The 24,499-nt window shown below is 57.5% G+C and carries 29 protein-coding genes; 16 read left to right on the top strand and 13 right to left on the bottom strand.

Annotated features, from left to right (window positions below; translation table 11 throughout):
* Nucleotides 1–26 precede the first annotated feature (26 nt).
* The 10 genes from GRI41_RS11365 to GRI41_RS11320 all read right to left on the bottom strand — a co-directional run bounded on the left by GRI41_RS11365 (nucleotide 27) and on the right by GRI41_RS11320 (nucleotide 6,536).
* Nucleotides 27–683 (bottom strand): cell wall hydrolase, encoded by a 657-nt coding sequence (locus tag GRI41_RS11365; protein ID WP_160605106.1) that lies wholly within the window; start codon nucleotides 681–683, stop codon nucleotides 27–29.
* A gap of 188 nt (nucleotides 684–871) precedes the next feature.
* A complete protein-coding gene (locus GRI41_RS11360) occupies nucleotides 872–1,213 on the bottom strand; it encodes a DUF1491 family protein (protein ID WP_160605105.1) in 342 nt (113 codons plus the stop codon).
* A gap of 11 nt (nucleotides 1,214–1,224) precedes the next feature.
* Nucleotides 1,225–1,686: a PaaI family thioesterase gene (locus tag GRI41_RS11355; protein ID WP_160605104.1), complete on the bottom strand. Its 462-nt coding sequence runs from the start codon at nucleotides 1,684–1,686 to the stop codon at nucleotides 1,225–1,227.
* A 4-nt stretch (nucleotides 1,687–1,690) separates the two neighbouring features.
* Nucleotides 1,691–2,152: a PTS sugar transporter subunit IIA gene (locus tag GRI41_RS11350; protein ID WP_160605103.1), complete on the bottom strand. Its 462-nt coding sequence runs from the start codon at nucleotides 2,150–2,152 to the stop codon at nucleotides 1,691–1,693.
* A 138-nt stretch (nucleotides 2,153–2,290) separates the two neighbouring features.
* A complete protein-coding gene (gene hpf, locus GRI41_RS11345) occupies nucleotides 2,291–2,872 on the bottom strand; it encodes a ribosome hibernation-promoting factor, HPF/YfiA family (protein WP_160605102.1) in 582 nt (193 codons plus the stop codon).
* A 37-nt stretch (nucleotides 2,873–2,909) separates the two neighbouring features.
* A complete protein-coding gene (gene dnaQ / locus GRI41_RS11340) occupies nucleotides 2,910–3,596 on the bottom strand; it encodes a DNA polymerase III subunit epsilon (RefSeq protein WP_160605101.1) in 687 nt (228 codons plus the stop codon).
* Nucleotides 3,597–3,650: 54 nt separating this feature from the next.
* Nucleotides 3,651–4,250, bottom strand: a complete 600-nt coding sequence (gene coaE / locus GRI41_RS11335; RefSeq protein ID WP_160605100.1) for a dephospho-CoA kinase — start codon at nucleotides 4,248–4,250, stop codon at nucleotides 3,651–3,653.
* Nucleotides 4,247–5,110 (bottom strand): shikimate dehydrogenase, encoded by an 864-nt coding sequence (gene aroE, locus GRI41_RS11330; protein WP_160605099.1) that lies wholly within the window; start codon nucleotides 5,108–5,110, stop codon nucleotides 4,247–4,249. Before aroE ends, coaE begins: the two co-directional genes overlap by 4 nt.
* Nucleotides 5,107–5,694, bottom strand: a complete 588-nt coding sequence (locus GRI41_RS11325) for a Maf family protein (protein WP_160605098.1) — start codon at nucleotides 5,692–5,694, stop codon at nucleotides 5,107–5,109. The genes aroE and GRI41_RS11325 overlap by 4 nt, the downstream gene beginning before the upstream one ends.
* Nucleotides 5,691–6,536: a pyruvate, water dikinase regulatory protein gene (locus GRI41_RS11320; RefSeq protein WP_160605097.1), complete on the bottom strand. Its 846-nt coding sequence runs from the start codon at nucleotides 6,534–6,536 to the stop codon at nucleotides 5,691–5,693. Before GRI41_RS11320 ends, GRI41_RS11325 begins: the two co-directional genes overlap by 4 nt.
* A gap of 329 nt (nucleotides 6,537–6,865) precedes the next feature.
* Between GRI41_RS11320 and hemE the strand changes: the two genes are divergently transcribed.
* From hemE to GRI41_RS11290, 6 genes are all read left to right on the top strand, one after another.
* The gene (gene hemE, locus GRI41_RS11315; RefSeq protein ID WP_160605096.1) at nucleotides 6,866–7,891 is read left to right on the top strand and encodes a uroporphyrinogen decarboxylase; all 1,026 of its coding nucleotides are present in this window, start codon (nucleotides 6,866–6,868) and stop codon (nucleotides 7,889–7,891) included.
* Between the two features lie 31 nt (nucleotides 7,892–7,922).
* Nucleotides 7,923–8,366, top strand: a complete 444-nt coding sequence (locus tag GRI41_RS11310) for a CopD family protein (protein ID WP_160605095.1) — start codon at nucleotides 7,923–7,925, stop codon at nucleotides 8,364–8,366.
* A 193-nt stretch (nucleotides 8,367–8,559) separates the two neighbouring features.
* The gene (rho, locus tag GRI41_RS11305; RefSeq protein WP_160605094.1) at nucleotides 8,560–9,825 is read left to right on the top strand and encodes a transcription termination factor Rho; all 1,266 of its coding nucleotides are present in this window, start codon (nucleotides 8,560–8,562) and stop codon (nucleotides 9,823–9,825) included.
* Nucleotides 9,826–9,959: 134 nt separating this feature from the next.
* Complete coding sequence (locus GRI41_RS11300; RefSeq protein ID WP_160605093.1) at nucleotides 9,960–10,355, top strand: BLUF domain-containing protein; 396 nt, start codon at nucleotides 9,960–9,962, stop codon at nucleotides 10,353–10,355.
* Nucleotides 10,356–10,450: 95 nt separating this feature from the next.
* On the top strand, nucleotides 10,451–11,398 hold the full coding sequence (locus GRI41_RS11295; protein WP_160605092.1) for a 2OG-Fe(II) oxygenase: 948 nt from the start codon (nucleotides 10,451–10,453) through the stop codon (nucleotides 11,396–11,398).
* A gap of 44 nt (nucleotides 11,399–11,442) precedes the next feature.
* Nucleotides 11,443–11,871 carry a DUF2007 domain-containing protein gene (locus GRI41_RS11290; protein ID WP_160605091.1) on the top strand — a complete coding sequence of 143 codons (429 nt, stop codon included), beginning with the start codon at nucleotides 11,443–11,445 and terminating at the stop codon, nucleotides 11,869–11,871.
* Here GRI41_RS11290 and GRI41_RS11285 read toward each other — a convergent pair.
* Nucleotides 11,847–12,263, bottom strand: coding sequence for a nuclear transport factor 2 family protein (locus GRI41_RS11285; protein WP_160605844.1), 417 nt, complete (start codon nucleotides 12,261–12,263; stop codon nucleotides 11,847–11,849). The genes GRI41_RS11290 and GRI41_RS11285 overlap by 25 nt on opposite strands.
* A gap of 100 nt (nucleotides 12,264–12,363) precedes the next feature.
* Between GRI41_RS11285 and GRI41_RS11280 the strand changes: the two genes are divergently transcribed.
* The 10 genes from GRI41_RS11280 to GRI41_RS11235 all read left to right on the top strand — a co-directional run bounded on the left by GRI41_RS11280 (nucleotide 12,364) and on the right by GRI41_RS11235 (nucleotide 22,784).
* Nucleotides 12,364–12,624, top strand: a complete 261-nt coding sequence (locus tag GRI41_RS11280; protein ID WP_160605090.1) for a DUF6489 family protein — start codon at nucleotides 12,364–12,366, stop codon at nucleotides 12,622–12,624.
* Between the two features lie 23 nt (nucleotides 12,625–12,647).
* On the top strand, nucleotides 12,648–13,922 hold the full coding sequence (mnmE, locus tag GRI41_RS11275; RefSeq protein WP_160605089.1) for a tRNA uridine-5-carboxymethylaminomethyl(34) synthesis GTPase MnmE: 1,275 nt from the start codon (nucleotides 12,648–12,650) through the stop codon (nucleotides 13,920–13,922).
* A 69-nt stretch (nucleotides 13,923–13,991) separates the two neighbouring features.
* A complete protein-coding gene (gene mnmG, locus GRI41_RS11270) occupies nucleotides 13,992–15,848 on the top strand; it encodes a tRNA uridine-5-carboxymethylaminomethyl(34) synthesis enzyme MnmG (RefSeq protein ID WP_160605088.1) in 1,857 nt (618 codons plus the stop codon).
* Nucleotides 15,845–16,480: a 16S rRNA (guanine(527)-N(7))-methyltransferase RsmG gene (rsmG, locus tag GRI41_RS11265; RefSeq protein WP_160605087.1), complete on the top strand. Its 636-nt coding sequence runs from the start codon at nucleotides 15,845–15,847 to the stop codon at nucleotides 16,478–16,480. The genes mnmG and rsmG overlap by 4 nt, the downstream gene beginning before the upstream one ends.
* Nucleotides 16,477–17,253 (top strand): ParA family protein, encoded by a 777-nt coding sequence (locus GRI41_RS11260; protein ID WP_160605086.1) that lies wholly within the window; start codon nucleotides 16,477–16,479, stop codon nucleotides 17,251–17,253. The genes rsmG and GRI41_RS11260 overlap by 4 nt, the downstream gene beginning before the upstream one ends.
* Nucleotides 17,250–18,257: a ParB/RepB/Spo0J family partition protein gene (locus GRI41_RS11255; protein WP_160605085.1), complete on the top strand. Its 1,008-nt coding sequence runs from the start codon at nucleotides 17,250–17,252 to the stop codon at nucleotides 18,255–18,257. Before GRI41_RS11260 ends, GRI41_RS11255 begins: the two co-directional genes overlap by 4 nt.
* Before the next feature lie 120 nt (nucleotides 18,258–18,377).
* Nucleotides 18,378–18,884, top strand: coding sequence for a Csu type fimbrial protein (locus GRI41_RS11250; RefSeq protein WP_160605084.1), 507 nt, complete (start codon nucleotides 18,378–18,380; stop codon nucleotides 18,882–18,884).
* 220 nt (nucleotides 18,885–19,104) lie between these two features.
* On the top strand, nucleotides 19,105–19,596 hold the full coding sequence (locus GRI41_RS11245; RefSeq protein WP_160605083.1) for a Csu type fimbrial protein: 492 nt from the start codon (nucleotides 19,105–19,107) through the stop codon (nucleotides 19,594–19,596).
* Between the two features lie 28 nt (nucleotides 19,597–19,624).
* The gene (locus GRI41_RS11240) at nucleotides 19,625–20,374 is read left to right on the top strand and encodes a fimbrial biogenesis chaperone (RefSeq protein WP_160605082.1); all 750 of its coding nucleotides are present in this window, start codon (nucleotides 19,625–19,627) and stop codon (nucleotides 20,372–20,374) included.
* The gene (locus GRI41_RS11235) at nucleotides 20,346–22,784 is read left to right on the top strand and encodes a fimbria/pilus outer membrane usher protein (RefSeq protein ID WP_160605081.1); all 2,439 of its coding nucleotides are present in this window, start codon (nucleotides 20,346–20,348) and stop codon (nucleotides 22,782–22,784) included. Before GRI41_RS11240 ends, GRI41_RS11235 begins: the two co-directional genes overlap by 29 nt.
* A gap of 50 nt (nucleotides 22,785–22,834) precedes the next feature.
* Here the strand turns inward: GRI41_RS11235 and GRI41_RS11230 are convergent, their stop codons facing one another.
* On the bottom strand, nucleotides 22,835–23,791 hold the full coding sequence (locus GRI41_RS11230; protein WP_160605080.1) for a glycine zipper 2TM domain-containing protein: 957 nt from the start codon (nucleotides 23,789–23,791) through the stop codon (nucleotides 22,835–22,837).
* Nucleotides 23,792–23,940: 149 nt separating this feature from the next.
* Nucleotides 23,941–24,438, bottom strand: coding sequence for a GAF domain-containing protein (locus GRI41_RS11225; protein WP_160605079.1), 498 nt, complete (start codon nucleotides 24,436–24,438; stop codon nucleotides 23,941–23,943).
* Nucleotides 24,439–24,499 lie beyond the last annotated feature (61 nt).

The following is a 24,499-nucleotide window of genomic DNA, read 5'->3' as shown; positions in this document are numbered from 1 at the left end:
CTCAATTCAGCGTTGAACCGCGAGTTCTAGCGGTAGAAAACGTGGGTCTTGATCGCAGCGCGTTTGGCTTTGCGATAGCTCCAGCTCGGGCGGACATAGGTCGCGTGGAAATAGAGCGAATCTGCTGCTTCGCTTTCCCAGTGGCCTTCGTGAGCAATGCGCGCGATTGCCTTGGCGTTCTGCCATGCGGTTGATCCGCGGCGGATGCGCGGCATGCTGCCGTTGCGCACGAAGCTGAATTGCGAACGCTGGTACACAACGCCGCAATAGCTTGATGGGAAGCTCGACGATTCGGCGCGATTGATTACCACTTGGGCAACAGCCAGCTGGCCGTTCAGGGGTTCACCGCGCGATTCGAAATAGACCGTGCCCGCAAGGCATTCCAGTTCGTTGGAAAGCGGAGCGCTGGTGTCGATCTTGCGCACCAATTCGCGCAATGTCGAAGCGACAGGGACTTCGGTGGTTGTTTCTTCGCTTGTGTCCGGTTCGGGAAGCGGTTGAACAACTTCCTCGGATACAAACAGTGGTACCGTTTCTTCGGTTACCAGGACCGCCGAAGCGGCGGTATCGCTCTCTGTTTCAACGCCTTGTTGGGCATTGGCGCCAGAAAGTTCGGCGCTTGCAAGCGTGAATGCCAGTGTTGCGACAATCGCTGCGCCTGCAAAATGGGTCTTGCGAGCCATGTTCTAACTACTTTGTGCGGTGGACGAGCACTGGCGCAGGCCGGGACCATGGAAGAATTCAAATTATTAGGGTCCAGATAGGGCCTGCCGGCCGCCCCCCGTCTGCGTGCTAACAGAATGACCGTGTGCCATTCCGCCGCCTACGCATCGGAAGTTCGGGGGTTCATTTAGTTGCAATTGAAATTAGATCAACCCGTCTTATGTTGCAGTGCGGCAAAGCGTTCAGGATTCGCGATATCCAGTTCAAGAACCCACAAATCGGGGTCGCGGGCGCTTCTTTTCGTTAAATAATCGTTAAATTCTGATGGATTATCAATATCTTGCTCGCGAGAAAAGACAAATGGCCGGGATCCATCCAACTGCGGCATCCGCTCATAAAGTCGCGCCGGGCCCCCGCGCTCCAGCGTCACGATCAGGATTGTTCCCGCGTCACGCTCTCCTTTCGACAGAACCGTGGCGAAACCACCTTCGTTCTGCACAGCGCGAATTATTCCGGAGATTTCAAGGTGAGCAGGGAGCCGCGCGTCCATTCTACACTCTGTCAGGAGCCATATCCGTCGAGGCCCGAAAGCGAGATGTGCGATTTCATAAATGTCCCCGTGCCGCGGCCTATCTCATCGCCCTCTTCATCTATCAGACGTGATTCTGCGACAAAAACCCGCCGCTTACCGCTTACCCATTTCCCCTCGGCAACAACGCGCCCTTCGCGAACGGGCTTCGTGAAGTGCAGGTTGAAAGAGGTGGTGAGCAAAAACCGGTCGGTCACGAGCGTATTGGCCGCATAGAATGCGGCATCGTCGAGCATTTTGAAATAGATCGTGCCATGCGCCGCGCCCGCAGCGTGATAAGACGCCTCTGTCACGTCAAAGATCAGCCGCGAGCGGCCCTGCTTGGTGATTTCCAGTCTGGAATCGAACAGTTGGTTGACCGGCGCAGATCGATAAAGCGATTCGAGCGCGCGAAAGTGCAATTCCTCGCCAGGAGAGTGTTCGTCCTGCGCCATCTACTCAGGCAGCGTCCCGATCCGACACGTTGGTCAGCAAGGAAAACAGCGCTTCGGGTGTTTGTGCTTCGCCCATTGCTTGGCGAATAGCATCATCGCGGACAATTCGCGAAATCGCCGCGAGCGCGTGCAAATGGCCCACTCCGGCATTGGTTGATGACAGCAGCCCGAACACTAGATCGACGGGCAACCCGTCAGCCGCACCGAAATCCACCGGTGCTTCCAGCCTGAGCAAAACCGCGACCGGGCGATTCAGAGGATCGATTCGCGCATGGGGAATCGCCACTCCGCGACCAAATCCGGTGCTGCCAAGCGCTTCGCGTTGTTCAAGCGATTCGAGGACCGTCAATCGATCAACGTCGTACACAGCAGCAAACCGGTCCGCCAATGCGTCGAGAATAGCCTGCTTGTTGTCGGCGCTGATAACCCCGACCGCTTCAGGAAGAATTTTTACGTTCGCATTCATGTGTTTACTGGTTCAATATCTAATGCGGGCCATGCTCGCAAAGGGCATATTCCAATAGACCCTTCGCCGGAGAACCCGGCCGATCCTGTCAATTTCAATCGAAAGCTCAGGTCTAGGAAAGGGGCCCTGACCGAGCCATTAATGAGGCTCAACCCACCCGATCGAACCGTCTCGGCGGCGATAAACCATATTATGCCGTCCAGAGCCAGCATTTTTAAAGAACATCGCATTTGTATCGCGCAGGTCGAGCATCATCACCGCATCGGCAACACTGGCTTCGGGAATGTCCACTTTGGTTTCCGCAATGACCATCGGCGCAAAATCGCCGCTTTCTTCAATCTCGGGCTCCTCCGTCTCAGGGGCCGAGCCGGCAAAGATCGTATATGCCGCTTCTTCCTCGCGCGCGGCGTGATCGGCTTGTTCGTGCCGGTCCTTGAGACGCCGTTTGTAGCGGCGCAATTGCGTTTCGATCTTGGTTGATGCCTTGTCCAAGGCCTGATGCGCATCATGCGCTTCGGCATGACCTTTAATGATCATCCCTTGCATAACATGCGTCACAATATCGCAGCTGAAAGCGCCGGCGGGTGCCTTGCCGAAAGTCACATGCGAGGAGATCGCTCGACTAAAATATTTCTCGACTACTCCGTTCAGACGATCCGCTACATGTTCCTGAAGTGCTGCACCGGTTTCCACTTGATGGCCTGAAACGCGAATATCCATAGTCGACCTTCTCCTTATATTGGGGCAGCGCCCCGGATTATTTATCCCAAAGGGGTGTTTCAATTGTCTTTATGAATGCCTGGTGGCGAGCAAGTTCCTCCGGTGAAGCCGAGTGCGCCCGAGGCGCGCGAAATTCTCGGGAAACGGCGACCGCCACCTTTGCCGGAGCAGACTCTTCCGCGGCTTGCTCGGCGGCAAGCTCCAGCCCGATCTGGCGCCCACCAAGCAATTCGACATAGACCTGCGCCAGCAATTCGGCATCGAGTAGCGCGCCGTGTTTGATCCGGTGGCTGCGATCCACCCCGTATCGCGAGCACAAGGCATCTAGCGAATTCTTTGCGCCAGGGTGTTTTTTGCGGGCAATCGCGACCGTATCGACCATCCGGTCAAGGCTGATCGGCTCAAGGTCGATCATTTCCAATTCGTTGTTGAGAAACCCGAAGTCGAACCCCGCATTATGCGCCACCAATGGCGCATCGCCGATAAATTCAAGAAATTCCTGTGCCGTGTCGCGGAACAAAGGTTTGTCCGAAAGAAATGCGCTGGACAATCCGTGAACCGCCTCTGCGCCGGGGGGCATATCGCGTTCTGGGTTGTAATAGGCGTGGTAGGTCGCGCCGGTGGCGACTCGATTGACCATCTCGACGCAGCCCATTTCAACCATCCGGTCCCCGCTCTTGGGGTCTAGGCCGGTTGTCTCGGTGTCGAAGACTATCTCACGCATTGGAATCAATATCGGCCCGCAATCTGCGTTAGGCAAGGGGCTTTGACGGACTTTTTATGCAGCGCCGGCGGTCAGGCGTTTGATCAATCTTTCAACCTGCTTCCCGGTCTCTGCGAGTGGGCATCCGGTGTCGATGATGTGATCGGCTCGATCGCGCTTTTCCGCATCCGGAGTCTGCAGCGAGAGAATGTGCTCGAACTTCTCAACCGTCATTTCGGGGCGAGCAAGCACGCGTTTGCGTTGCTCCGCTGCGGGGGCGGAGACCACAACCACCGTATCGACCGATTCGTGCCCACCCTTTTCGAACAACAACGGAATATCAAACACCACCATCGGCGCATCGGCATTGTCCGCCAAGAACGCCATCCGCTTGGCTGCGACCGCGGGGTGTACAATCGCCTCCAGCCGGGCGAGCGCCTCAGGATCGGCAAAGACTTGTTTGCCCAGCGCGTCGCGGTTGACCCCTTCGTGCCCGGTACTGCCGGGAAAGGCGGCTTCGATCGGTTCAAGCAAGACACCGCCCGGACCCTGCATTGCGCGCACTTGGGCATCGGCATCGAAAACCGGCACGCCCGCGCTTTCAAACATGGCGGCAACGGTTGATTTGCCCATTCCGATGGAGCCGGTCAGCCCTATGATCAGAGGTTTACTCATGTCATCAACCTTTCGCGCAATTCGGCATCATGTTCCCGCGGTGGCGCCTTGCCAAAGAACAGCTCGAACGCCGCAGCAGCCTGACCGATCAGCATCGAATATCCGTCTATCGTTGCAAATCCGGCGTCGCACGCGCGTTTCAGAAAATCGGTTTCGATCGGATCGGTGACAATATCGTAGACTATGCTTCCCGGCGGCGCGTGGCTGAAATCAAACGCAAGTGGGGGTTGGCCGCGCATACCCAGCGGGCTCGCATTGACGACAATATCCAGGCAGCCCTCACGGTCATCAAATTCAAATTCTGTCGGAGCGGAAAAATGTTCAAGCGTTGTGACGTGATGATCGCCCTGCGCCGCCAGCTCCTTGAGGAGCGACCGGGCTTTCTGCGGATTTCGACCCGCCAGCACCAACACCATCCCATGGTCTGACAACCCGGCAATAATGGCCCGCGCTGCGCCGCCGGTTCCAAGAATGCGCGCCATGCGGAACAGATGTTTGTCAGCAAGCATCGCGGTCAACGGTTCGAGAAAGCCGGAAACATCGGTGTTGTATCCGCGAAGCGATCCGTCCTCCTGTTTGACGACGGTGTTCACTGCACCGATCCGCTCAGCCAAAGGGTCCAGACTGTCGAGATGCGTCATGATGACTTGTTTATGCGGCATCGTGACATTGCAACCGCGCCAACCGGGCAGCTCGCGTCCTGCATCCAGATAAGTAGCGAGCGCAGCCGGTTCGACGCGGGCTTTGCTGTAGCTTGCCTCCAAGCCCAGATTCTCAAGCCAGAATCCGTGAATCACCGGCGATTTCGACTGGGCAATCGGATCTCCGATGACTTGGGCAAAAGGGGTTTCCGCAGTCATTCAGGAAGCTCGCCCAATTCGCGCAGCGCCGCCAAGACGGGAAGCAAAGGCATTCCCAAGACAGTGAACTGGTCGCCTTCAATACGCTCGAACAATTGCACGCCAATCGCTTCAATCCGAAACACACCAACGCAGCCTGCCACCGCCGGCCATTCTACATCAAGATAGTTTTGGATAAATGCGTCCGACAATTCGCGAACATGCAGCGATGCCATGGCTGTGCCCGTCCACAGCACTTCGCCGTCCCGCACCAAAGCGGCACCGCTGTGCAATTCCATCACCTTGCCCGAAAAGAAGCGAAGGTGATCCACCGCAGCGTCACGGCTCGCAGGTTTGTCAAAGCGCTCGCCGTCGCACACGACCAGCGAGTCGCTGCCGAGGACCAATGAGTGAGGCTCTAACAGCGACACAGCCCTTGCTTTTGCGACTCCAAGCGCGCGAGCAATTTCGCCGGGCTTTTCTCCCGACAGACTCTTTTCAACCGCGCGCTCATCAATCTCGGCGGGCATGGATTCATAATGAACCCCCGCCGCATCGAGCATGGCCCGCCGCGACGCGCTTTTTGAAGCGAGTATGAGTGTCATATCGGTTTGGGCCCGATGCGCGGCGGAATTTCGCGGCGATCGCGTTCGCCCACCAGATTGATGACAGCAGCAGCGGTTTCCTCAATCGAGCGGCGCGTCACATCGATCACTGGCCAGCCATTATCGGCAAACATGCGCCGGGCGAATTTCACTTCCTCGCGCACGCGCTCGTCATCGATATAGGATGTCTCGGCTTGCTCGTTGAGGCTGAGCAAACGGTTTCGCCGGATCTGGACAAGTCTTTCGGGCGCTGTGGTCAAACCAACCACCAGCGGGTTTTCCAACTTGTAGAGAATCTCCGGCGGCGGGCTTTCGATAACCAGCGGAATATTGGCTGTCTTATAGCCGCGATTGGCGAGATAGATGCTGGTCGGGGTTTTGGAGGAACGCGATACGCCTGCCAGGACAATATCGGCTTCTTCCCAATTCTCCCATCCGATCCCGTCATCATGCGCGATCGTATAGTGAATCGCATCGACCCGCTTGAAATAGGCATCGTCCATCAAGTGCTGGCGGCCGGGGCGGCCATGCGCTTCCTGCCCGAGCTGTTCTTCAAGCGCCTCGGTCACCGCATCGATTGCCGGCACTGAAGGCAGGCTGAGCTGCCGGCAGTGATCTTCCAGCCGCCCGCGCGTATCGGGATTGACGAGCGTAAACAGAACCAAGCCCGGATTAGCAGCAAGTTCGGGAACAATCCGGTCAAGATGCTGTTTGGACCGTACCATTGGCCAGAAATGCCGAACGATGTCGGCATCCTCGAACTGGGCGAGAGCAGCCTTGGCGACCATTTCGAGTGTTTCACCGGTCGAATCCGATACGAGATGAAGATGCAGACGGCTCATATCTGTAGAGGATTCCGGTCATATTTGGCTGTGGACAGTTACCGGCATAAACCACGGGACAAAGCTGGCGACAAGTGAGGGGGCCGATTCCATGCCCAATCCCAGCCCTTGCCGAGTCCCTTTATGGACAAGCAGACCCGCTTTTCGACAGGCTGGTGATAGTGAGGAAAAGAAAGACTCGACTCAGCATTCATGCAGATTCGCTCTGCCCAAAATGCTGTTCATTGCAGGAGAAGTCAGGCAAGGGCGCGCCATCCCCGAAATCCACAGGGCCAACAAACACCATCATCCTATTTATAATATAATATTATTTAGTAAGAGGCCGCTCGATGCCCGGAATTCTACTCGATACGTTGCACGGTAAACGTGCTGACAAGGTCCCGCTTTGGCTCATGCGCCAGGCTGGCCGGTACTTGCCCGAATACCGCGAATTACGCGCCGACAAAGGCGGTTTTCTCGAACTGGTTTATGACAGCGATGCCGCCGCAGAGGTGACTCTGCAACCGATCCGGCGGTTTGGATTTGATGGCGCAATTTTGTTCTCCGACATTCTGATTATTCCCTATGCGATGGGTCAGAAACTCGAATTCTTGGCTGGAGAGGGGCCGAAGCTTTCCCCTAAGCTGGTGGATCATGCGCTGGGAAGCCTTGAAGCGGTGCCACAGCGCCTTTCCCCGATTTATGACACCGTGGCCAAGGTGAAGGCGGGACTCGGCCCGGAAACGACCTTGCTGGGCTTTGCAGGATCGCCGTGGACCGTGGCGACCTATATGACCGCAGGCGAGGGCAGCCGCGACCAGCATGAAACGCGCGCAATGGCCTATCGTGACCCAGATGCCTTTGGCGCTATCATCGATGCGATTGCACAGCTGACGGTTGAATATCTGAGCGGCCAGATCAAGGCAGGCGCGGAAGCGGTGCAATTGTTCGACAGTTGGTCGGGAACCTTGGCGCCGAGCGAATTTGAACGCTGGGTCATTGCGCCCAACGCCCGCATCGTTGCTCAATTGCGCGAATTACACCCAGATGTTCCCATTATCGGCTTTCCCAAAGGTGCGGGCGAGAAATTGCCTGCTTACATGCGCGAGACGGATGTATCCGGCGCCGGTCTTGATGAAACGGTCGATCCGCTATGGGCAGCCAAGGTCCTACCCAAAGAGTTGCCGGTCCAGGGCAATCTTGATCCCTTGATGCTGTTGTCGGGCGGAAACGCGCTCGATCAGGCGGTGCAGCGCATTCTCGAAGTTTTTGCGGACCGGCCGCATATTTTCAATCTGGGGCATGGTATCGGGCAGCACACGCCGATTGCCAATGTCGAACAATTGGTGGCGACAGTCCGCAACTGGGCGGGATGACTTTCGCGATTCCAATCCCTAAATGGGCTCCATGCAGGAATATCTCGCGCCGATTTATCTGTGGCTGAAAGCCGGCCATATCATTTTCGTCATTTTCTGGATGGCGGGGCTGTTCATGCTCCCGCGCTTCTTTGTCTATCACCAAGAAGCGGAAGCTGGTTCGGCTGAAGAAGCAATCTGGGCCGAGCGTGAACAAAAACTTCTCAAGATCATATTGTTGCCCTCGATCATCATTGTCTGGTTGCTGGGTCTTGCGCTGATGTCCGCGACCGGGGCGCATTTGCAGGGGTGGTTCCATGCGAAGCTGCTGTTTGTCCTGCTGCTGTCCGGTTATCATGGTTACATGGCATCCTATGCCAAGAAGCTGGCCCGCGGGGAGCGTCCGCTGGAAGGCAAGAAACTGCGCTTGCTCAACGAAGTGCCCGGCATTGCCGCGGCAATAATCGTGATTTTGGTGGTGGTAAGGCCGTTCTGAAGCTGACTGCGCAAACAAATTGACGCGCGCCTTCACCAGGCCTATTTGAATCGCATATCCGGCTTAGGTTGGCGCAACTGCCAGCCAGGTCTGCTTTCTCCAAGCCCAATGACTTGTCATTTTGACGTGCCGGCCATTCTCAATCGCGCTTTTCCATCAAGCGCCACGAATTGAACTTTGAAAGACACCACACATGCATCTTAAAGATCTCAAACTCAAAGCACCGGCCGAGCTTGTCAGCATGGCAGAAGAGCTTGGTGTTGAGGGTGCCTCCACCATGCGCCGGCAGGATTTGATGTTCTGCATCCTGCGCGAGCTGGCCGAGGATGAAGACTACAGCGAAAATATTATGGGCATCGGCACGATCGAAGTCCTGCAGGACGGTTTTGGGTTCCTGCGCAGTCCCGAGGCGAATTATCTCGCCGGGCCCGATGATATCTACGTCTCGCCAAACCAGGTTCGCAAATGGGGCCTGCGCACTGGCGACACTGTCGAAGGTGAAATCCGCGCGCCCAAGGAAGGCGAACGCTATTTCGCGATCGAGAAACTGACCAGCGTCAATTACGAAGATCCCGAGCAGGTTCGGATGCGGACCAATTTCGACAATCTCACCCCGCTTTATCCGGAAGAGAAATTGTCGCTCGATACGCTTGATCCGACGGTCAAGGACAAGTCAGCCCGGGTCATCGACATCATCAGTCCGCAAGGCAAGGGACAGCGCGCGCTGATTGTGGCCCCGCCGCGCACCGGTAAAACCGTTCTGCTGCAGAACATTGCCAAGGCGATCACAGACAACCACCCCGAAGTTTTCCTGCTGGTTCTGCTGGTGGATGAACGTCCGGAAGAAGTTACCGACATGCAGCGCAGCGTGAAGGGCGAAGTGATCTCTTCAACTTTTGACGAGCCTGCCACACGCCACGTGCAGGTCGCCGAAATGGTGATCGAAAAGGCGAAACGTCTGGTTGAGCACAAACGCGATGTCGTGATCCTGCTCGATTCGATCACCCGTCTAGGCCGCGCTTACAACACTGTTGTGCCAAGTTCGGGCAAAGTCCTGACGGGCGGTGTTGATGCCAATGCGCTCCAGCGGCCGAAGCGTTTCTTCGGTGCGGCGCGTAATATCGAGGAAGGCGGATCGCTTTCCATCATTGCAACCGCGCTGATCGATACCGGCAGCCGGATGGACGAGGTTATCTTTGAAGAGTTCAAAGGTACGGGTAACTCGGAAATCGTGCTCGACCGCAAAGTGTCCGACAAACGGATCTTCCCCGCATTGGATGTGGGCAAATCGGGTACCCGCAAGGAAGAGCTGCTGGTCGAGAAGGACAAGCTTTCCAAAATGTGGGTGCTGCGCCGTATCTTGATGCAGATGGGAACCGTCGACGCGATGGAATTCCTGCTCGACAAGATGAAAGATTCAAAGACCAACGAAGATTTCTTCGAGAACATGAACCAGTAAGCAAAAAATGGGATCATGCTTTGCTTGATTCCATTGGATATTTCCCGCCCACGGCGGAAATTCTCCGCTTAAACGGTTGACTTTGAACCTGAAATATCGCGAGTGACAGCCTTAACAGGAGGTTGGGCCATTCGATGAGTTTGCGTCAATATATCTATATCAGCACAGCGCTTGAGCTGCAGGAAGACGATATCCGCTCGATCCTTGAATCGTGCATGCGGCACAACAAGGAGAAGGGCGTTACCGGGCTGTTGCTCTATAACGGGCGCAATTTCCTTCAATTGCTGGAAGGTGAAGAGGCAGACCTCAAATGGGTGCTCGACCGGATCAAGCTGGACGCGCGCCATAGCGGTATCTCGACGCTTGAGGATGAGCCGTGCGAACAGAGGGCGTGCCCGGATTGGCTAATGCGCCATATTCGCCTGCTCGATGACGTTGAAGATCGCCGCAAACGGCTGGATGAACAATTGCCCGAAGTGCTCAACCCGCGTTTGCGTAGGATAATTTTGAACTTCGCCAGTTTGAATTAAGATCGATCGCTCGGTCCTTGAGCGATGCTTGGTGTGATTCCTGCGGCCAATATGTTCCGATTTGCAATTTCCCACGGACCGTGTGAACGGGCGGAATGACTTTCGAACAGCAAGTCGGTGCATTCATGCAATCCGGCAAATATGCAGAGGCTATTGCCTGCGCTGAAAAGGGCGCGAGCGAAGGTGATGCTTGGGCGTGTTTCTGTCTGGGTGACTGGAAGCTTGTAGGGCAAGGGATGAAGCGCGATGTGCCCGGAGCGGTGGCCTTGCTCGAAAAAGGCGCTGCGCAGGACCATATTCAAAGCCTGTGGAGGCTCTATCCGCTGTTGCTGACCGGGACGGGAACCCCCGCGGATCCCGACCGCGCCAAAGAGATTGTCGAGAAGATCCGCGACCATGACGGGCTTTGCGCGCAGCAATTGTTGTTGCTGGAGCAGAACCCCGAACCTGCGGAGATTGTCCGCGAAAACCTTGCCTCCGATCCGGCGGTGGAAGTGCGGCGAGGGGTGCTGTCGCAAGCGGAGTGTCACTGGATTCGCATGGTTGCCGCTTCGCAGGTTCAACCATCCTTCGTCGAGGATCCGCGCACCGGTAGGCGGATTCCTCACCCGATCAGGACATCCGACGGGATGAGCTTTGGCCCTGCACAGGAAGATCTGGTGATCAACCGGATCAATCACCGGATCGCGCGGCTCAGCGGCACGCAATATGCCGCTGGAGAGCCGCTTCACATTCTGCGCTATCGCCCGGGCCAGCAATATCGCCCGCATTTCGATGCGCTGCCGAATGTGACCAATCAGCGTATCAAAACCGCGATCCTCTATCTAAACGCTGACTTTGAAGGCGGGGCAACCACTTTTCCCAAGCTTGATCTGGAAATCCGTGTCGGGGAAGGGGACATGCTGCTGTTCGACAATCTCGACGAAAGCGGAAAGCAGCACGAAGGCAGTTTCCATGCAGGCCTGCCGGTCGATGCCGGAGAGAAATGGATTGCTACGCGCTGGATCAGGGCGGAGAAATACCACCCATGGGGTGAATTCTGATCGACGGTTCCAGGCCTGTGCCGCAAGAATGCACCCCGGATGCAATGGTCACCATTGCCATCCTGGTCTCTCGCGTTGAAGCTTTGTGTGTCGCCTCAATGCTGGAGGCACAGGGCATTGCGGTCCATGTGGGCGCGTCGCACCATGCTTCGACCGAAGTGATCTCGCTTGCGCTGGGCGGCCATCGTCTTTGGATCGCAAAGGCTGACTATCAGGCGGCTTCCGATTTGATTCGGGAGGCTGGCACGGCTGACCATTGGGAGTTTAGCCGATCTATGCAACGTGCGGTGCTGCGTCTGATGGCATTTTGGGCGGTGGTTTTTGTTCTGCCCTTCATGATTATCAGTGCGATTGAGTGGGAAAATCAGAATTCAGGCCCGCTTGGCGTGGTCTTTCCGATTTTCTCGCTTTTCTCACTACCCGTGAACCCGCAGGGATCGGGCGATTACTATCTGGCGCCGCCCTCAGCCTGAGTGGCCTCTAGCTGTGCGGCCATCATCTCCCACACTTTGTTCATTGCCTTCATAGGGCGCACCATCACTTTGAAGTCGGTGATCTTCCCCTCTTTATTGAAGCGGATGATGTCGACCCCATTAATGTGTATTCCGTCCAGCTCGTTGGTGAATTCGAGAACGGCATTCTCGCCGTCTACGATCTCGCGCACATATTGGAACGTGTCATTACCCAGAACCGATCCCGCGGCGGTGAGATAAGCCATTACCTTCGCGCGGCCTTCCTGCGGTGTGTGCACCACCGGGGAATGGAACACGGCATCTTCGGCCAAAATCTGGGCGAGATCTTCTGGCTTGCTTCCCGTGCTGACGACACGATGCCAGTTCTTCAATCCTGTCGCTGCGCTCACGATTCTCTCCTTGGGGTTTTGCACAAAAGCGCTTAGCCCTTGCAGCGGGACGATATCAAACCCAGATTGTCAGAACGACACGGGTATCGAGAGAGGAACTACAATGAAGGTCAATATCGAAATCGATTGCTCGCCCGAAGAGGCACGGACCTTTTTGGGGCTTCCCGATGTAACCAAAGCGAACGACATTTATGTCGATACCGTTTCGAAAGCGATGAAAGGCGTGAGCGATCCGGAGCAAATCCAGCAATTTGCCAAGCAGCTCGCGCCGATGGGCCAAATTGGTTTCAAACTGTTCCAGAACTTTGTTGAGGGCGCGAGCAGCGCTGCGGCGAGCAAACCCAAATCATCCAAGAAGGATTGATCGCGATCCGATAGAAGGGCGCAATGGATACGATATTTGCCCTTTCCAGCGGAAGTCCGCCCGCCGGTATCGCTGTAATTCGCGTCAGCGGGCCGAAAGCGGCTATCGCGTTAGAAGGTTTGGCCGGTGCCATGCCCGAACCGCGGCGGGCGACAGCGAGAACTCTCAGAGACAATCAGGGAAGCCCGCTTGATGAGGCACTGGTTCTCTGGCTTCCCGGCCCGGGAACGGCAACCGGCGAAGATCTTGTCGAGCTGCATTTGCATGGCGGGCGCGCCGTTGTCGCGGCGATAGAGGCTGCGCTTGGTGCGATTGGTGGTCTGCGTAAGGCGGGGCCGGGCGAGTTTACGCGCCGTGCCTTTGCCAATGGCCGGATCGATCTGGCCGAAGCAGAAGGTTTGGCTGACCTCCTTTCGGCAGAGACCGAGCTGCAGCGCCGTTCTGCTCTGGCAATGGCTGGTGGGGCTTTGTCTCGCTGGGCGGAGGCTTGGCGCGAAACCGTTCTGAAATTATCCGCGCAGGTCGAAGCCGTGCTCGATTTTTCGGACGAGGACGATGTTGCCGCTTTACCTGCTGCTTTCTCTGCACAAGTGACTGAATTTGCATCGGAACTGAGTGATTTTCTGGCGCGGCCAAGAGCTGACAAATTGCACGAAGGATTCCGCGTGGTTCTCGCGGGGCCACCCAACGCAGGGAAATCGACACTTTTCAACGCGTTACTTGAGGATGAGGCGGCAATTGTTACGCCAACAGCGGGTACCACGCGCGATGTGCTGGAGCGTTCGGTGGCGATGGGAGGGGTGCCATTCACCTTTGTTGATACGGCGGGTCTACGCGCAAGCACCGAAGACGCGATTGAAACGATTGGCATTGAACGCGCGAGGCAACAAAGCGATCTGGCCGATCTGGTTCTGTGGCTTGGTGAGGAGGGGCAGGGACCTGAGGGCGCGTGGGAAATTGATCCGAAATGCGATTCGGTTGATCATGTCCAGAAGTCAGCTCCATTCTTGCGCATCTCAGCAGCAACCGGTGAAGGCATTGCGGAATTGCGCGAGGAATTGATCGAGCGCGCTCGCGGAGCCATGCCGGCACCCGGCGCAGTTGCACTGAATGCACGCCAGCACGACGTTGTGGCAGAGGCGCATGACGCGTTGATGGGAATTGAGAGTGAAAGCGATCCCCTGTTGATTGGCGAACGCTTGCGTCTGGTCCGGCTGGCATTTGACCGTTTGCTCGGGCGAACCTCGACCGAAGACATGCTCGACACGCTGTTCGGGCGATTTTGCATCGGGAAGTAGAGTGTTTCACGTGAAACATCGCGCATTCTGTCTTTGACGCTCCAACGCCGCTCGACTATCGGGCAGGGCATGCAAAAGTTCGACATCCTTGTTGTTGGCGGCGGTCATGCTGGCGTGGAAGCGGCGTCTGTCGCTGCGCGAATGGGTGCGCGTGTCGGGCTGGTTAGCTTCGATTTGGCCGCCATCGGCGCGATGAGCTGCAATCCGGCGATTGGCGGATTGGGCAAGGGGCATCTGGTTCGCGAAGTCGACGCCTTTGATGGTATTATCGGGCGAGCAGCCGATGCTGCGGCGATCCATTACCGGATGCTCAACCGTTCTAAAGGCAGCGCGGTCTGGGGTCCGCGCATCCAGGCCGACCGGACATTGTTCAAGGCCTATGTCCAATGCGCAATCGAGCGGCAGGGTGATTTGACTCTGATCGAAGGCGAAGCCGCCGGGCTGGTGTTTAAGGGCGAGCGCGTGGCTGGGCTGGCGCTCGGCGATGGCACCGAATTGGCCGCGCAGGCGGTCATATTGTGTACGGGCACATTCCTTGGTGGCACTTTGTTCCGGGGTGAGGAGCGCCTAACCGGCGGGCGCATTGGCGAGGGCTCTGCGCAAAAGCTTGCGCAGCAGATGCGCGATGCCGCACTGCCGATGGCACGGTTGAAGACGGGGACGCCGCCGCGGCTGGATGGCCGCACTATCGATTGGGCCAGTTTACCCGAACAGCCTTCCGATGTGGATCATTGGACGATGTCGCCAATGACCGGTGCGCGCTGCAATCCGCAGATTTTCTGCGCGATCACCCGGACCAACGCGAAGAGCCACGATATCATTCGCGCCAACCTCGATCGCTCGCCATTGTTTTCCGGCGCGATCGATGCGGAGGGTCCGCGCTATTGCCCCTCGATTGAAGACAAGATCCACCGTTTTGGTGACCGCGATGGTCACCAGATATTCCTCGAGCCAGAGGGGTTGGACACACATCTGGTTTACCCCAACGGGATCAGCACGTCGCTCCCGGTTGATGTGCAGCACGATATGCTGCGCGCGATGGAGGGACTGTCACAAGTGGACATGGTCGTACCGGGTTATGCTGTCGAGTACGATCATATCGATCCGCGCGCTCTGAACAGCGCGTTGGAGCTCCGCGATATGCCTGGTCTTTATTGCGCGGGGCAGATCAACGGGACCACTGGGTATGAAGAAGCGGCGGCGCAAGGGTTGGTCGCCGGGATGCACGCGGCGTGCGAAGTGGTTGGCAAGGAAGCGCCAAAGCTCGATCGCGCCAATTCCTATATGGCGGTGATGGTTGACGATCTCACGCTCCATGGTGTGAGCGAACCTTACCGGATGCTGACCTCGCGTGCGGAGTATCGACTTCGCCTTCGGGCCAATAATGCGACCACGCGCCTCACACCCGTAGCAGTGGCGGCTGGCTGTGTTGGTGCAGAGCGGATGGAGTGGTTCGCGGCACGCGAGGAACAGAGGGTCGATTGGGCTGCGCGGCTCGAGATGGAAACCGCGGCGACCGAACTGAGTGACGCTGGCCTGCCGGTCCGCCGCGACGGGGGGAAGAAGCCGCTGAGCGAGTGGTTGCGATTTGGCGGTGTTGATCTGGCTGCCCTCGCCCCATGGCTGGGTGAAGGATTCGATACTGAAAGCGAGCTTGCGAGCGAGCTGGTAGAAGATGCCGCCTATGCGCCCTATCTGGCGCGGCAAGAGGCGGAACTTCGCGACCTGCGTGCGAGCGAGGCGGTGCGCCTGACACCTGACTTTCCCTTTTCCAGCGTTCCGGGGCTTTCGAACGAGATGGTGGAGCGCCTTTCCAAAGCCAAACCAACCTCGCTTGCTGCGGCCGGGCGCGTGCAGGGTGTGACCCCTGCGGCCTTGTCTGCCCTGTTGGTCCATGCCCGCCGTTTGGAGCAGATCGCGGCATGATCGGCGACGAGGCCGGCGCCCGCAGCTATGTCAGCACATTGTGCGACGCAGAGGCCATCGAGAAGCTCGATCGCTTCGTTGCGGCTTTGCGCGAAGAAAACACCCGGCAGAACCTTGTTGCAAAGCCAACGCTGGATATCGCTTGGCAACGCCACATCGCGGATAGCGCCCAGCTGCTCGAACATGTTCCACGTGAAACAGGCTTGTGGCTCGATCTTGGAAGCGGGGCAGGGCTTCCAGGCTTGGTAATCGCGATTATGCGCCCGCAACGACCCGTAATGCTGGTCGAATCGCGGCGGAAGCGAATCGACTGGCTTTTGCGGATGTGCGCCGAACTGGCGCTGCCCAAATGCGAAGTAGCGGGATCGCGGCTCGAACTTGTGGAAACTGTGCCAGCTTCGGTCATCTCGGCGAGAGCGTTTGCTCCGCTTCCATCTATCATCGACTTGTCCGCAAGATTCTCCACAGGGCAAACCACCTTTGTGTTGCCCAAAGGCCGGTCTGCGGCGCAAGAATTGGCCGAAATGCCGCGAAAGGTACGGAAGATGTTTCACGTGGAACAGTCTTTGACCGATGATGATGCGGGTATATTGGTCGGCAAACTGGCGAAAGGGTTACGAGGGAAAGCATGATCACGATCGCTATTGCCAACCAAAAGGGCGGAGTGGGAAAAACCACCACTGCCATCAATATTGCCACCGCAATGGCCGCGACCGGTTGGAAAACGCTGTTGATCGATCTCGATCCGCAGGGAAATGCTTCGACAGGCATGGGAATCGACGCCGACGACCGAGAGAACAGTTCTTATGATCTGTTGGTCGATGAGACCCCGCTGGAAGAGTGCGTTTCGGCGAGTAATATTCCCGGATTGGATGTTGTTCCCGCAACCGTAGATCTGAGCGGCGCCGAAGTTGAGCTTGTGTCGGTCGAGGATCGTACCGCGCGTCTCGGTTCTGCGCTCGCATCGCATACGGGCCATGACATCTGTTTTATCGACTGCCCGCCATCGCTCGGTCTGTTAACACTGAACGCGCTCGGCGCGGCAGATACGCTGATGGTTCCGCTGCAATGCGAATTCTTCGCACTGGAGGGGCTCAGCCAGCTCCTCAAGACCGTCGAACAGGTGCAGCAGCGCTTCAATCCCGATTTGGGTATTGTCGGCGTGGTTCTGACCATGTTTGATCGCCGCAATCGCTTGACCGATCAGGTCGCCGATGATGTTCGCGAAGTACTCGGCGATCTCGTTTTCGAATCCGTCATCCCGCGCAATGTCCGTCTGTCCGAGGCACCCAGCCATGGTCTGCCGGCGCTCGTCTATGACCATTCTTGCGCCGGAAGCCGCGCCTATATCGCATTGGCCCGCGAGCTGATCGGACGCCTGCCAGAGAAAAGGAAAGCCGCATGAGTAAGCCCCCATATCTCAAGGGCGATCCCAGCGATCCCATTCGCCTGACCGTTCCCCCGCGTGCTGCTGACAAAAAGAAGAAGCTCGGCCGCGGGCTTGGGGCTCTGATGGGCGAAACACGCAAAGAAGAACCATTGGTTCGTTCGCAAAGCGAAGTTGATGCTTTGGAGGCGGCCCAAAAAACGGGCGATGTAGCGGCGCAAACAGGCCTCGCATCGCTTGCAATTTCCTCGATCGAGCCGCTGCCGGGTCAGCCGCGAACGCAATTTGACGAATCCGCACTGGACGAACTGGCGGCTTCGATTGCGGCACGCGGAGTTATCCAACCGATCATCGTGCGCCCGACCGGAAAGGGTAAATACCAGCTGGTGGCCGGCGAGCGTCGCTGGCGCGCGGCGCAAAAGGCGCAATTGCACCAGATTCCGGCGATTGTTCGCGAGTTGAACGATCGCGAGGTCATGGCGCTTGCCCTGATTGAAAATTTGCAACGTGAAGATCTCAATCCGGTCGAAGAGGCGCGCGCCTATCAACGGTTGGCCGATCAGGAATCGATGACTCAGGCAGAGATCGCCCGGCTGGTCGACAAATCGCGTAGCCATGTTGCCAATTTCCAGCGGCTCTTGGCGCTTCCGGGCGATGTTCTGGATTTGGTAGAGGATGGCAGCCTGTCGATGGGGCATGCTCGTGCGCTAATCGGGCATGACAATGCGGTTGCGCTGGCCAAGCGTGCGGTTTCGGCAAAGCTTTCTGTCAGAGATGTAGAGAAACTGGCCAAACGCGGTGATAGTGACGCGGATAATACGCGCCGTCAGGCCCGGCCGTCACGCGATCCGGCGAAAGATGCCGATATCGTCGCAGTCCAGGGCCATCTGGAGGAATTCCTCGGACTTCCCGTAAAGATCAAAACCGATAGCGATCCGCGATCGGGCGCGGTCACAATCCGATACCGGACTCTCGATCAGCTAGACTTGATCTGCCAGCGTTTGACCGGCGGAGATATCTAGGGCAAGCCTCTGATATAGCGATGCTATTTAATCGCCAGCATAGAGGGTTAGCGGCGGGCTAACCAGAATCGCAATATTTGTTAACTCTTCGCCTCTATGATCGTGCTCATAGAGCTAGCTATGCGTAACCGTTTTGCCTTTATCCGATTGATTACAGTCGGCTTTGGCGGCCTTTTGGCTGCTGTGCCCGCGTGGGCGGGTACCGAGGTCGAGTCGATGGACATCGAGGCAACGGTCGTTTCGGGGTGCCAGATTTCTGCCACCACCATGAATTTCGGCAATATTACCGGTTTGACAGGCCGTCCAACGACAACTTCAACGATATCGCTGCTGTGCACTCCCAATACGGATTACGAGATTGCGATCGATGCCGGTCTGCACACGCAGGGCGCTCGCAACCGGCGCATGTATAACCCGACGACCAATCGCTACATGCGCTACAATATATACCGGAACGCCAATTTTACCGGGGCGTGGGACACGCGAAACAACCGGAAGGTAAGTGGCAATTCGGGGGTGACGGGGATCGCCAGCCATACCGCTTATGGGCAGATCCGGAATCTGGCCCCCGCAAATGCGGGTGCGGGCGTCTTCGCCGATACCGTCACGATCACAGTGGAATTTTGACCGGTTGATTCGCCGGCCGAGCAATTTGGACTAGCCTGCGCAATAAAATTATCAATCTGCGCATCATTCCAAATTAACTATTGAAACGGGCCGTTTGCGCCGGATTCTGCAGGACGCTTCGAGCAATTCCCGAAGAAGCCTTCGCCAAATTAACTGTTTCCTTACGGGTCTTCCCTATTGATTCGCTTGCCTAATTAACCAGGGGCAAGGAGACTATTAAATGCGTAAAATTATAATGATGGCAGCCGGTGCTGCTGCTCTGTCGGCGTCGCCAGCTTTCGCTGCAACTGACACCGACGATATGCTCGTCACTGCAACTGTCATCAACAGCTGCACAGTAACCGCTTCACCAATGGCTTTCGGTACTCTGACCGGTCTTGGTTCGAGCAACATTGATTCGTCGGCTTCGATCGTTCTGGCTTGTACCCCAGACGCTGCTTACGAAGTATCGCTTGACCTCGGCTTGAACGCGGGTGCCGGCACCCAGCGCGAGCTGGTAAATGGCGCTGATACAACTCAACGCATTCCATATGACGTCTACACTGACGCTGCGCGCACCTCTGCTTGGGGTTCTGGCGCAGGCAACACTGTAACCGGCACTGCTGCTGGCGGCGTTGCTTCTTTGACTGCTTACGGCCGCATTCCTTCGACTGCGACTGCTGTAACCGCAGGTTCTTACTCGGACAGCGTGACGGTCACCGTCGAATTCTAATCGAGTAAACCAGATGACGAACGGTGCCATGAAACTTTGCGCAGGTGTTATGCTGCCCTTGGCTGCGCTGCTTTCGAGCGGCGTAGCCGGGGCGCAAGAAGACACCTCCACTCCCACCGTGTCAGACGATGTTCTGTCGCGAGGAGCAAATGTTTCATTGGCACCGCTTCGCATCGAAATGGACGGTGAACAACGGGCGGAAACGCTGCGTGTTTACAATCCATCACCGCGGGCCATTGGCGTTCAGGTCCGTGCGTTTGGTTGGAAGCAGGAATCCGGTGCGGATGTCTACTTTCCATCGAATGACGTCATGATTTCGCCCTCGATCATCACGATCGCACCCGGCGATACCCAGATTTTCCGAGTGGTTCGCAGAGATCTACCCGCTGCAGGCGAACGTCGCTATCGCGTCGCCGTTGACCAGCTGCCCGATCCAGAACTGCTCCGCGGCGGAGAGGCCCAGGCCCGGATCCGCTTTACCATTCCGATGTTCATCGACCGCGAGACCGCCCAACCGGCACAAATCGCCTGGTCTATCGGGAGCGACGGATTGACCGCGACAAATTCCGGTCAGCAAACCGCCCGTATGGTTAATTTGAGCCTAACCGATGCGGCTGGCCAACCGGTCACAGCCGAAACCGGCGGGCTCCATTACATTCACGGGGGGAGCTCGCGCAGCTGGACCATCCCCGGGGGATGTCCGACTGGCCCGGTAACGGTCAGCGCATCGATCGACAATCAGGTCGTAAATGTTCAGGCGACCAACACCTGCGGCTAAGGCCTTTCTTGCCCTACCGTTTGCGTTCGCAGCGCTGATATCGGGGCAAAATCCTGCATCGGCGCAGGCCTCCGACCCGTTTGCGCTTCCGACAGACCTTTCCATCAATGATGCCCGCGCCAGAGAGGCTGACGGGCCCGGTCTAAGCGCCGCCAAAGTCGACGGGCGCTCGCTCGTCCGGATGGTTGACCTCCTATGGGTCGATGGCGATCTGGCCATCAAAGCGGAATCGGCACAAATGGCTGGATTGCCGATCGATCCGAGCGCTACCGGCTATATCAAGCTCAAAGACATCGAGATCGCTAATTGGACATTTGACAAGCTGAGCCAACAGCTCAGCATTACAAAGTTCCGCGACGGGGATGGTGCGAATGACGTCAACATGGCGCGCTTCACCGGTGGAACCGGGGAGCGCTCACCGCTTCCGGCGATGCTGATCGATTACAACCTCAATGCCACCGTTACCGGCGACGGAGTTTCGGCCGCGGGCGTCGTTGCACCGCGCCTCGTTTACGGAAACATCCAGGCGGGCGGGGCAATGCAATTTGTATCCAATCCTGCGCCTGGCCGGTCAAAAATACGACGTCTTGATACCACCGTAACCTTTGCGATGCCTGACAAGGGGCTGGTTACGCGGGTGGGCGACACCATCACCGCTGGTACGCAGAGCCAGCGACCGCTGCGGATCGGCGGGCTGCAAATCGGCACCGATTTTGCGCTCCGCCCCGATCTGGTCACAAATCCACTGCCCGCTTTCGAAGGAAACGTTGCGGTACCCACCGGACTGGACCTTATCGTCAATGACCGGCGTTTCACCGGTGGCGAGATCGAAGCCGGCCGGTTTCAGGTACGCAATATCCCGGTCAGTCCCGGCAGGGGCGAAGTTTCGGTCATTGTCCGCGACGAATTGGGGCGCGAGGTTGTTCAAAGCGCCCGAATATATGTCTCGAGAGAGTTGCTGGCCCCCGGATTATGGGAGGGGGCCGCCAATATCGGCTATGTCCGACGAAGGTTTGGACAAGTCAGCAATGATTATCGTGACCTGACCAGCACGTTTTTCCTGAGGAGAGGCTTTTCAAAAAGTCTCTCCTTCGGTGTTTCTGGGGAAGTAGGAATCGGAGTCAAAAACTTCGGCGCGCAAGCCGAAATGACTTTGTTTGACCGCGCTTTGGCCTTTTCTGAGGTCCGTTTCTCGAAAACAGCCGAAAACAACGGGTTTTTGCTGCGCGGCGGGTTGGAATCGGCCGGACCCGGCTTTTCCGTGCGGGCAGAGGCGATTGTGCCTTCCTCCGGATACCGGGATCTCGCTGCCCAGGCGGGCGATCCGCTTCCCGCAAAGCAATTTAACGGCTCGATCAGCTTCGATTTGCGCGATACGCTCAAGGTCCAGCTCACCGCGAGCCGCCAACGACGCCAGTTTGACCCCCGCTATCCCCGCCAAGCGCTCAAATTGGACCTTGTTCGCGCCAGTATTCAGGCAAAACTGACCGAACGGATCGATTTCTACAGCGATTTCTCATACCGCACGGGCTCTCAGGGCAATTTCTCGGCCATGGTGGGGGTAAATATCCAGTTGGGCCGCAAACGGGCCGCACAGGCCTCTCTGACCCGCAATGGAGGCCAGAACAGCGCCCAGGCTGCATTCTTCCGTCCCGACGCTGAGGTGGGCGATATAGGCTATATGATCGAAGGCCTGGCTGCTGATCGCCCGCGCCTCGCGGGCCGTCTATCGACCCGTACGCGCCACACACGGCTCGAAGCCGAGGCGGAGTACAATGCCGGTAGCCTCGCCGCCCGGGCCAGCGCGCGTGGCACGCTGATCTTTGCGGGTAACACCTTCTACGCGCGTAACCAGACCGGCGGGTCCTATGCCCTGGTGCGCACGGGTAAGGTCGGGGGCATCACTGTGACGCGGGAGAACCGCGATGCCGGCGTGACCGACTCCAAAGGGCGATTGCTGGTCGAGGACCTCACCCCGCTGGTGCCGGTCCAGTTCGATCTCGACCCCGACAAACTGCCATTCGATGCGGTGGCCCGGTCCACCTATCGCAGGGTCGTGGTCTCGCGTGGAGCGGTTGCCGCGGTCAATCTTGATGTAGCCGCCTATCGCTCCCAGCTGATCAAGTTGCTCGATAGCTCGGGCAAGCCCCTGCCGGTTGGTACGAACCTCGTGGCGCAGCCGTCAGGAAAGGACTATATGGTCGCCTTTGACGGGTTGATCGACTTCAATGCCCTGTCCGGTGACCGGACGCTAACGCTGGGCCATGCAGGCGGCTCATGCGAGATCGTCTTGCCCGATATGGGAGAGGACAGCTTCGACCTTCCCGAAGCACAGGCCGATTGTACTCCGCTCACCATCGCGCAGACTCGCGGTGAGAATGAAGGAGGTGCAACCGAAGGCGGCCCCTGAAAAGTCGCGCGGCGCAACTTTTCAGAAACTATGTAACCTATTGAAAACCTTTAGTTACCTTTGGTGTAACGCGGTTTGGAAGAGCGGACCTTTACCCGTTTGACCGGTGCTGGAGCGCGTTCGATCACGCGGCGGCGTACCGGCGCCTGTTCGTAGGTAACCACTTCAACTTCTTCCACTTCTTCGGTCACATATTCGGTTACGACCGCTTGTTGCGGGACCTGAACCCAGACCGGAACCAGCACGACCGGCTGCGCATATTGATAGGCGTAGCCGTAATTGTAGCCGTAACCGCCATAGGAATAGCGCGCGAGATAATCCTCGCAGTAGGCTTCGGCTTCACTCTTCTTGCTGCCATCAGCCGCAGAACCAATCGCCAACCCTGCAAGGCCGCCTACGCCAGCACCGATGAGCGATCCGGCGAGACGGTCGCCGCGACCGGCAATCCTGTTGCCGATTAGTCCCCCTGCGGCTGCACCCACAAGACCGCCAATGACTCCACCGTTTCCGCCTTTGCGGCCACGAACGCGATCGACGCATTCATCAAGCCATGCGTCGCGGTCAAACTGTGGTTGCTGTGCATGGTGCTGCGGTGCCGGGTGCGGCATGGGATGCGGCATCGGATGGGCGCGGGCTCCGTGATGCTCGCCATGCGGAGCTGGCGGCGGGGAGTCATATTCGACCTCATACTCATATTCGGTTTCGTATTGGTCTTTGACGTATCGTACAGGCGCGTCTTTCACGTAACGGACAGGAGCCGCATATTCGGCGCGCACGGGGACCGGCTGAACCACCGCTTCCTGGCGATAGGTTACGGGCGCGGCGGGCGGTGCTTGCGGCTGGACGCGTTGATTGACAGCGGGATATTGCGGCGCAGGCTGCGCATATTCGTAACCGCGATCCTCATAGGTCATTTCCGGACCGGTATTGGCCTGAGCCAAGGCTGGAGTAGCAATGATGAGCGCGCCAATGGCAGCTCCGGCAGACATGAAACGGCGGGTTGTCATTCTATTCCCCTTAGAGACTATACGCATAGGCGTGCCGGATGATTCCCGGCGTTAAGGGAAAACTTACCATTAGAAGCGCCGGAAACCAAAGCCTTCAGCGCGGCCCTGTCCCGTTTCGGGGCGGTCGCCGCTGCGGCACGTAAAATGTTCTATATCTGGATTGAGGGCGAGATCTGACTGGCGAGCAGTTCAATGCCCTTCGCATCGTCGGCATCGAAGCGGGCCAGATTGGGGCTGTCCAGATCAATCACCGCGCAAATCTCTCCGCCGCAAACAACCGGTACGACCAGTTCCGACTTGGTGATCGCGTCGCAGGCGATATGCCCGGGAAACGCATGCACATCCTCGACCAATTGTGTTTCGGCCGTAGCGGCGGCGGCTCCGCAAACTCCCTTGCCCACCGGAATCCTGATACAGGCAGGGCGGCCAACAAAGGGGCCCAGAACCAGCTCCCCTTCCACCACGCGATAGAATCCTGCCCAATTCAGATCGGGCAGAGATTCCCACATCAGCGCGGCAATATTCGCCATATTGGCAACGCCATCGCTCTCCCCTTCGGTAAGTGCGGCGGCGGCTTCGGCCAATTGTCGGTACAGTTCCGCTTTGGGCAGATCGGCATTGGATTGGTCAGGGGCAAAATCGAACATGCGTTTGAATCTAGGGCGATGCGCCATTGCCGCAAGCCCCGTCTGTGCCTATTCACCGATC

The organism is Pontixanthobacter aquaemixtae (genome assembly GCF_009827395.1).
GTDB lineage: Bacteria > Pseudomonadota > Alphaproteobacteria > Sphingomonadales > Sphingomonadaceae > Pontixanthobacter > Pontixanthobacter aquaemixtae.
Note: the sequence above shows the minus strand (reverse complement) of the source record. Positions and strands in the feature narration are given on the sequence as shown.

Bases quoted from the DNA above. Each gene is read 5' to 3' on its own strand.
- hemE (WP_160605096.1), top strand. From the start codon at position 6,866: ATGCCCGGAATTCTACTCGATACGTTGCACGGTAAACGTGCTGACAAG.
- GRI41_RS11300 (WP_160605093.1), top strand. From the start codon at position 9,960: ATGAGTTTGCGTCAATATATCTATATCAGCACAGCGCTTGAGCTGCAG.
- GRI41_RS11235 (WP_160605081.1), top strand. From the start codon at position 20,346: ATGTTCAGGCGACCAACACCTGCGGCTAAGGCCTTTCTTGCCCTACCG.
- GRI41_RS11290 (WP_160605091.1), top strand. From the start codon at position 11,443: ATGGTCACCATTGCCATCCTGGTCTCTCGCGTTGAAGCTTTGTGTGTC.
- GRI41_RS11225 (WP_160605079.1), bottom strand. From the start codon at position 24,438: ATGTTCGATTTTGCCCCTGACCAATCCAATGCCGATCTGCCCAAAGCG.
- GRI41_RS11255 (WP_160605085.1), top strand. From the start codon at position 17,250: ATGAGTAAGCCCCCATATCTCAAGGGCGATCCCAGCGATCCCATTCGC.
- rho (WP_160605094.1), top strand. From the start codon at position 8,560: ATGCATCTTAAAGATCTCAAACTCAAAGCACCGGCCGAGCTTGTCAGC.
- coaE (WP_160605100.1), bottom strand. From the start codon at position 4,250: ATGAGTAAACCTCTGATCATAGGGCTGACCGGCTCCATCGGAATGGGC.
- dnaQ (WP_160605101.1), bottom strand. From the start codon at position 3,596: ATGCGTGAGATAGTCTTCGACACCGAGACAACCGGCCTAGACCCCAAG.
- GRI41_RS11240 (WP_160605082.1), top strand. From the start codon at position 19,625: ATGAAACTTTGCGCAGGTGTTATGCTGCCCTTGGCTGCGCTGCTTTCG.
- GRI41_RS11360 (WP_160605105.1), bottom strand. From the start codon at position 1,213: ATGGACGCGCGGCTCCCTGCTCACCTTGAAATCTCCGGAATAATTCGC.
- GRI41_RS11365 (WP_160605106.1), bottom strand. From the start codon at position 683: ATGGCTCGCAAGACCCATTTTGCAGGCGCAGCGATTGTCGCAACACTG.
- GRI41_RS11320 (WP_160605097.1), bottom strand. From the start codon at position 6,536: ATGAGCCGTCTGCATCTTCATCTCGTATCGGATTCGACCGGTGAAACA.
- aroE (WP_160605099.1), bottom strand. From the start codon at position 5,110: ATGACTGCGGAAACCCCTTTTGCCCAAGTCATCGGAGATCCGATTGCC.
- hpf (WP_160605102.1), bottom strand. From the start codon at position 2,872: ATGGATATTCGCGTTTCAGGCCATCAAGTGGAAACCGGTGCAGCACTT.
- mnmG (WP_160605088.1), top strand. From the start codon at position 13,992: ATGCAAAAGTTCGACATCCTTGTTGTTGGCGGCGGTCATGCTGGCGTG.
- GRI41_RS11310 (WP_160605095.1), top strand. From the start codon at position 7,923: ATGCAGGAATATCTCGCGCCGATTTATCTGTGGCTGAAAGCCGGCCAT.
- GRI41_RS11325 (WP_160605098.1), bottom strand. From the start codon at position 5,694: ATGACACTCATACTCGCTTCAAAAAGCGCGTCGCGGCGGGCCATGCTC.
- GRI41_RS11230 (WP_160605080.1), bottom strand. From the start codon at position 23,791: ATGACAACCCGCCGTTTCATGTCTGCCGGAGCTGCCATTGGCGCGCTC.
- rsmG (WP_160605087.1), top strand. From the start codon at position 15,845: ATGATCGGCGACGAGGCCGGCGCCCGCAGCTATGTCAGCACATTGTGC.
- mnmE (WP_160605089.1), top strand. From the start codon at position 12,648: ATGGATACGATATTTGCCCTTTCCAGCGGAAGTCCGCCCGCCGGTATC.
- GRI41_RS11295 (WP_160605092.1), top strand. From the start codon at position 10,451: ATGACTTTCGAACAGCAAGTCGGTGCATTCATGCAATCCGGCAAATAT.
- GRI41_RS11250 (WP_160605084.1), top strand. From the start codon at position 18,378: ATGCGTAACCGTTTTGCCTTTATCCGATTGATTACAGTCGGCTTTGGC.
- GRI41_RS11245 (WP_160605083.1), top strand. From the start codon at position 19,105: ATGCGTAAAATTATAATGATGGCAGCCGGTGCTGCTGCTCTGTCGGCG.
- GRI41_RS11355 (WP_160605104.1), bottom strand. From the start codon at position 1,686: ATGGCGCAGGACGAACACTCTCCTGGCGAGGAATTGCACTTTCGCGCG.
- GRI41_RS11260 (WP_160605086.1), top strand. From the start codon at position 16,477: ATGATCACGATCGCTATTGCCAACCAAAAGGGCGGAGTGGGAAAAACC.
- GRI41_RS11350 (WP_160605103.1), bottom strand. From the start codon at position 2,152: ATGAATGCGAACGTAAAAATTCTTCCTGAAGCGGTCGGGGTTATCAGC.
- GRI41_RS11280 (WP_160605090.1), top strand. From the start codon at position 12,364: ATGAAGGTCAATATCGAAATCGATTGCTCGCCCGAAGAGGCACGGACC.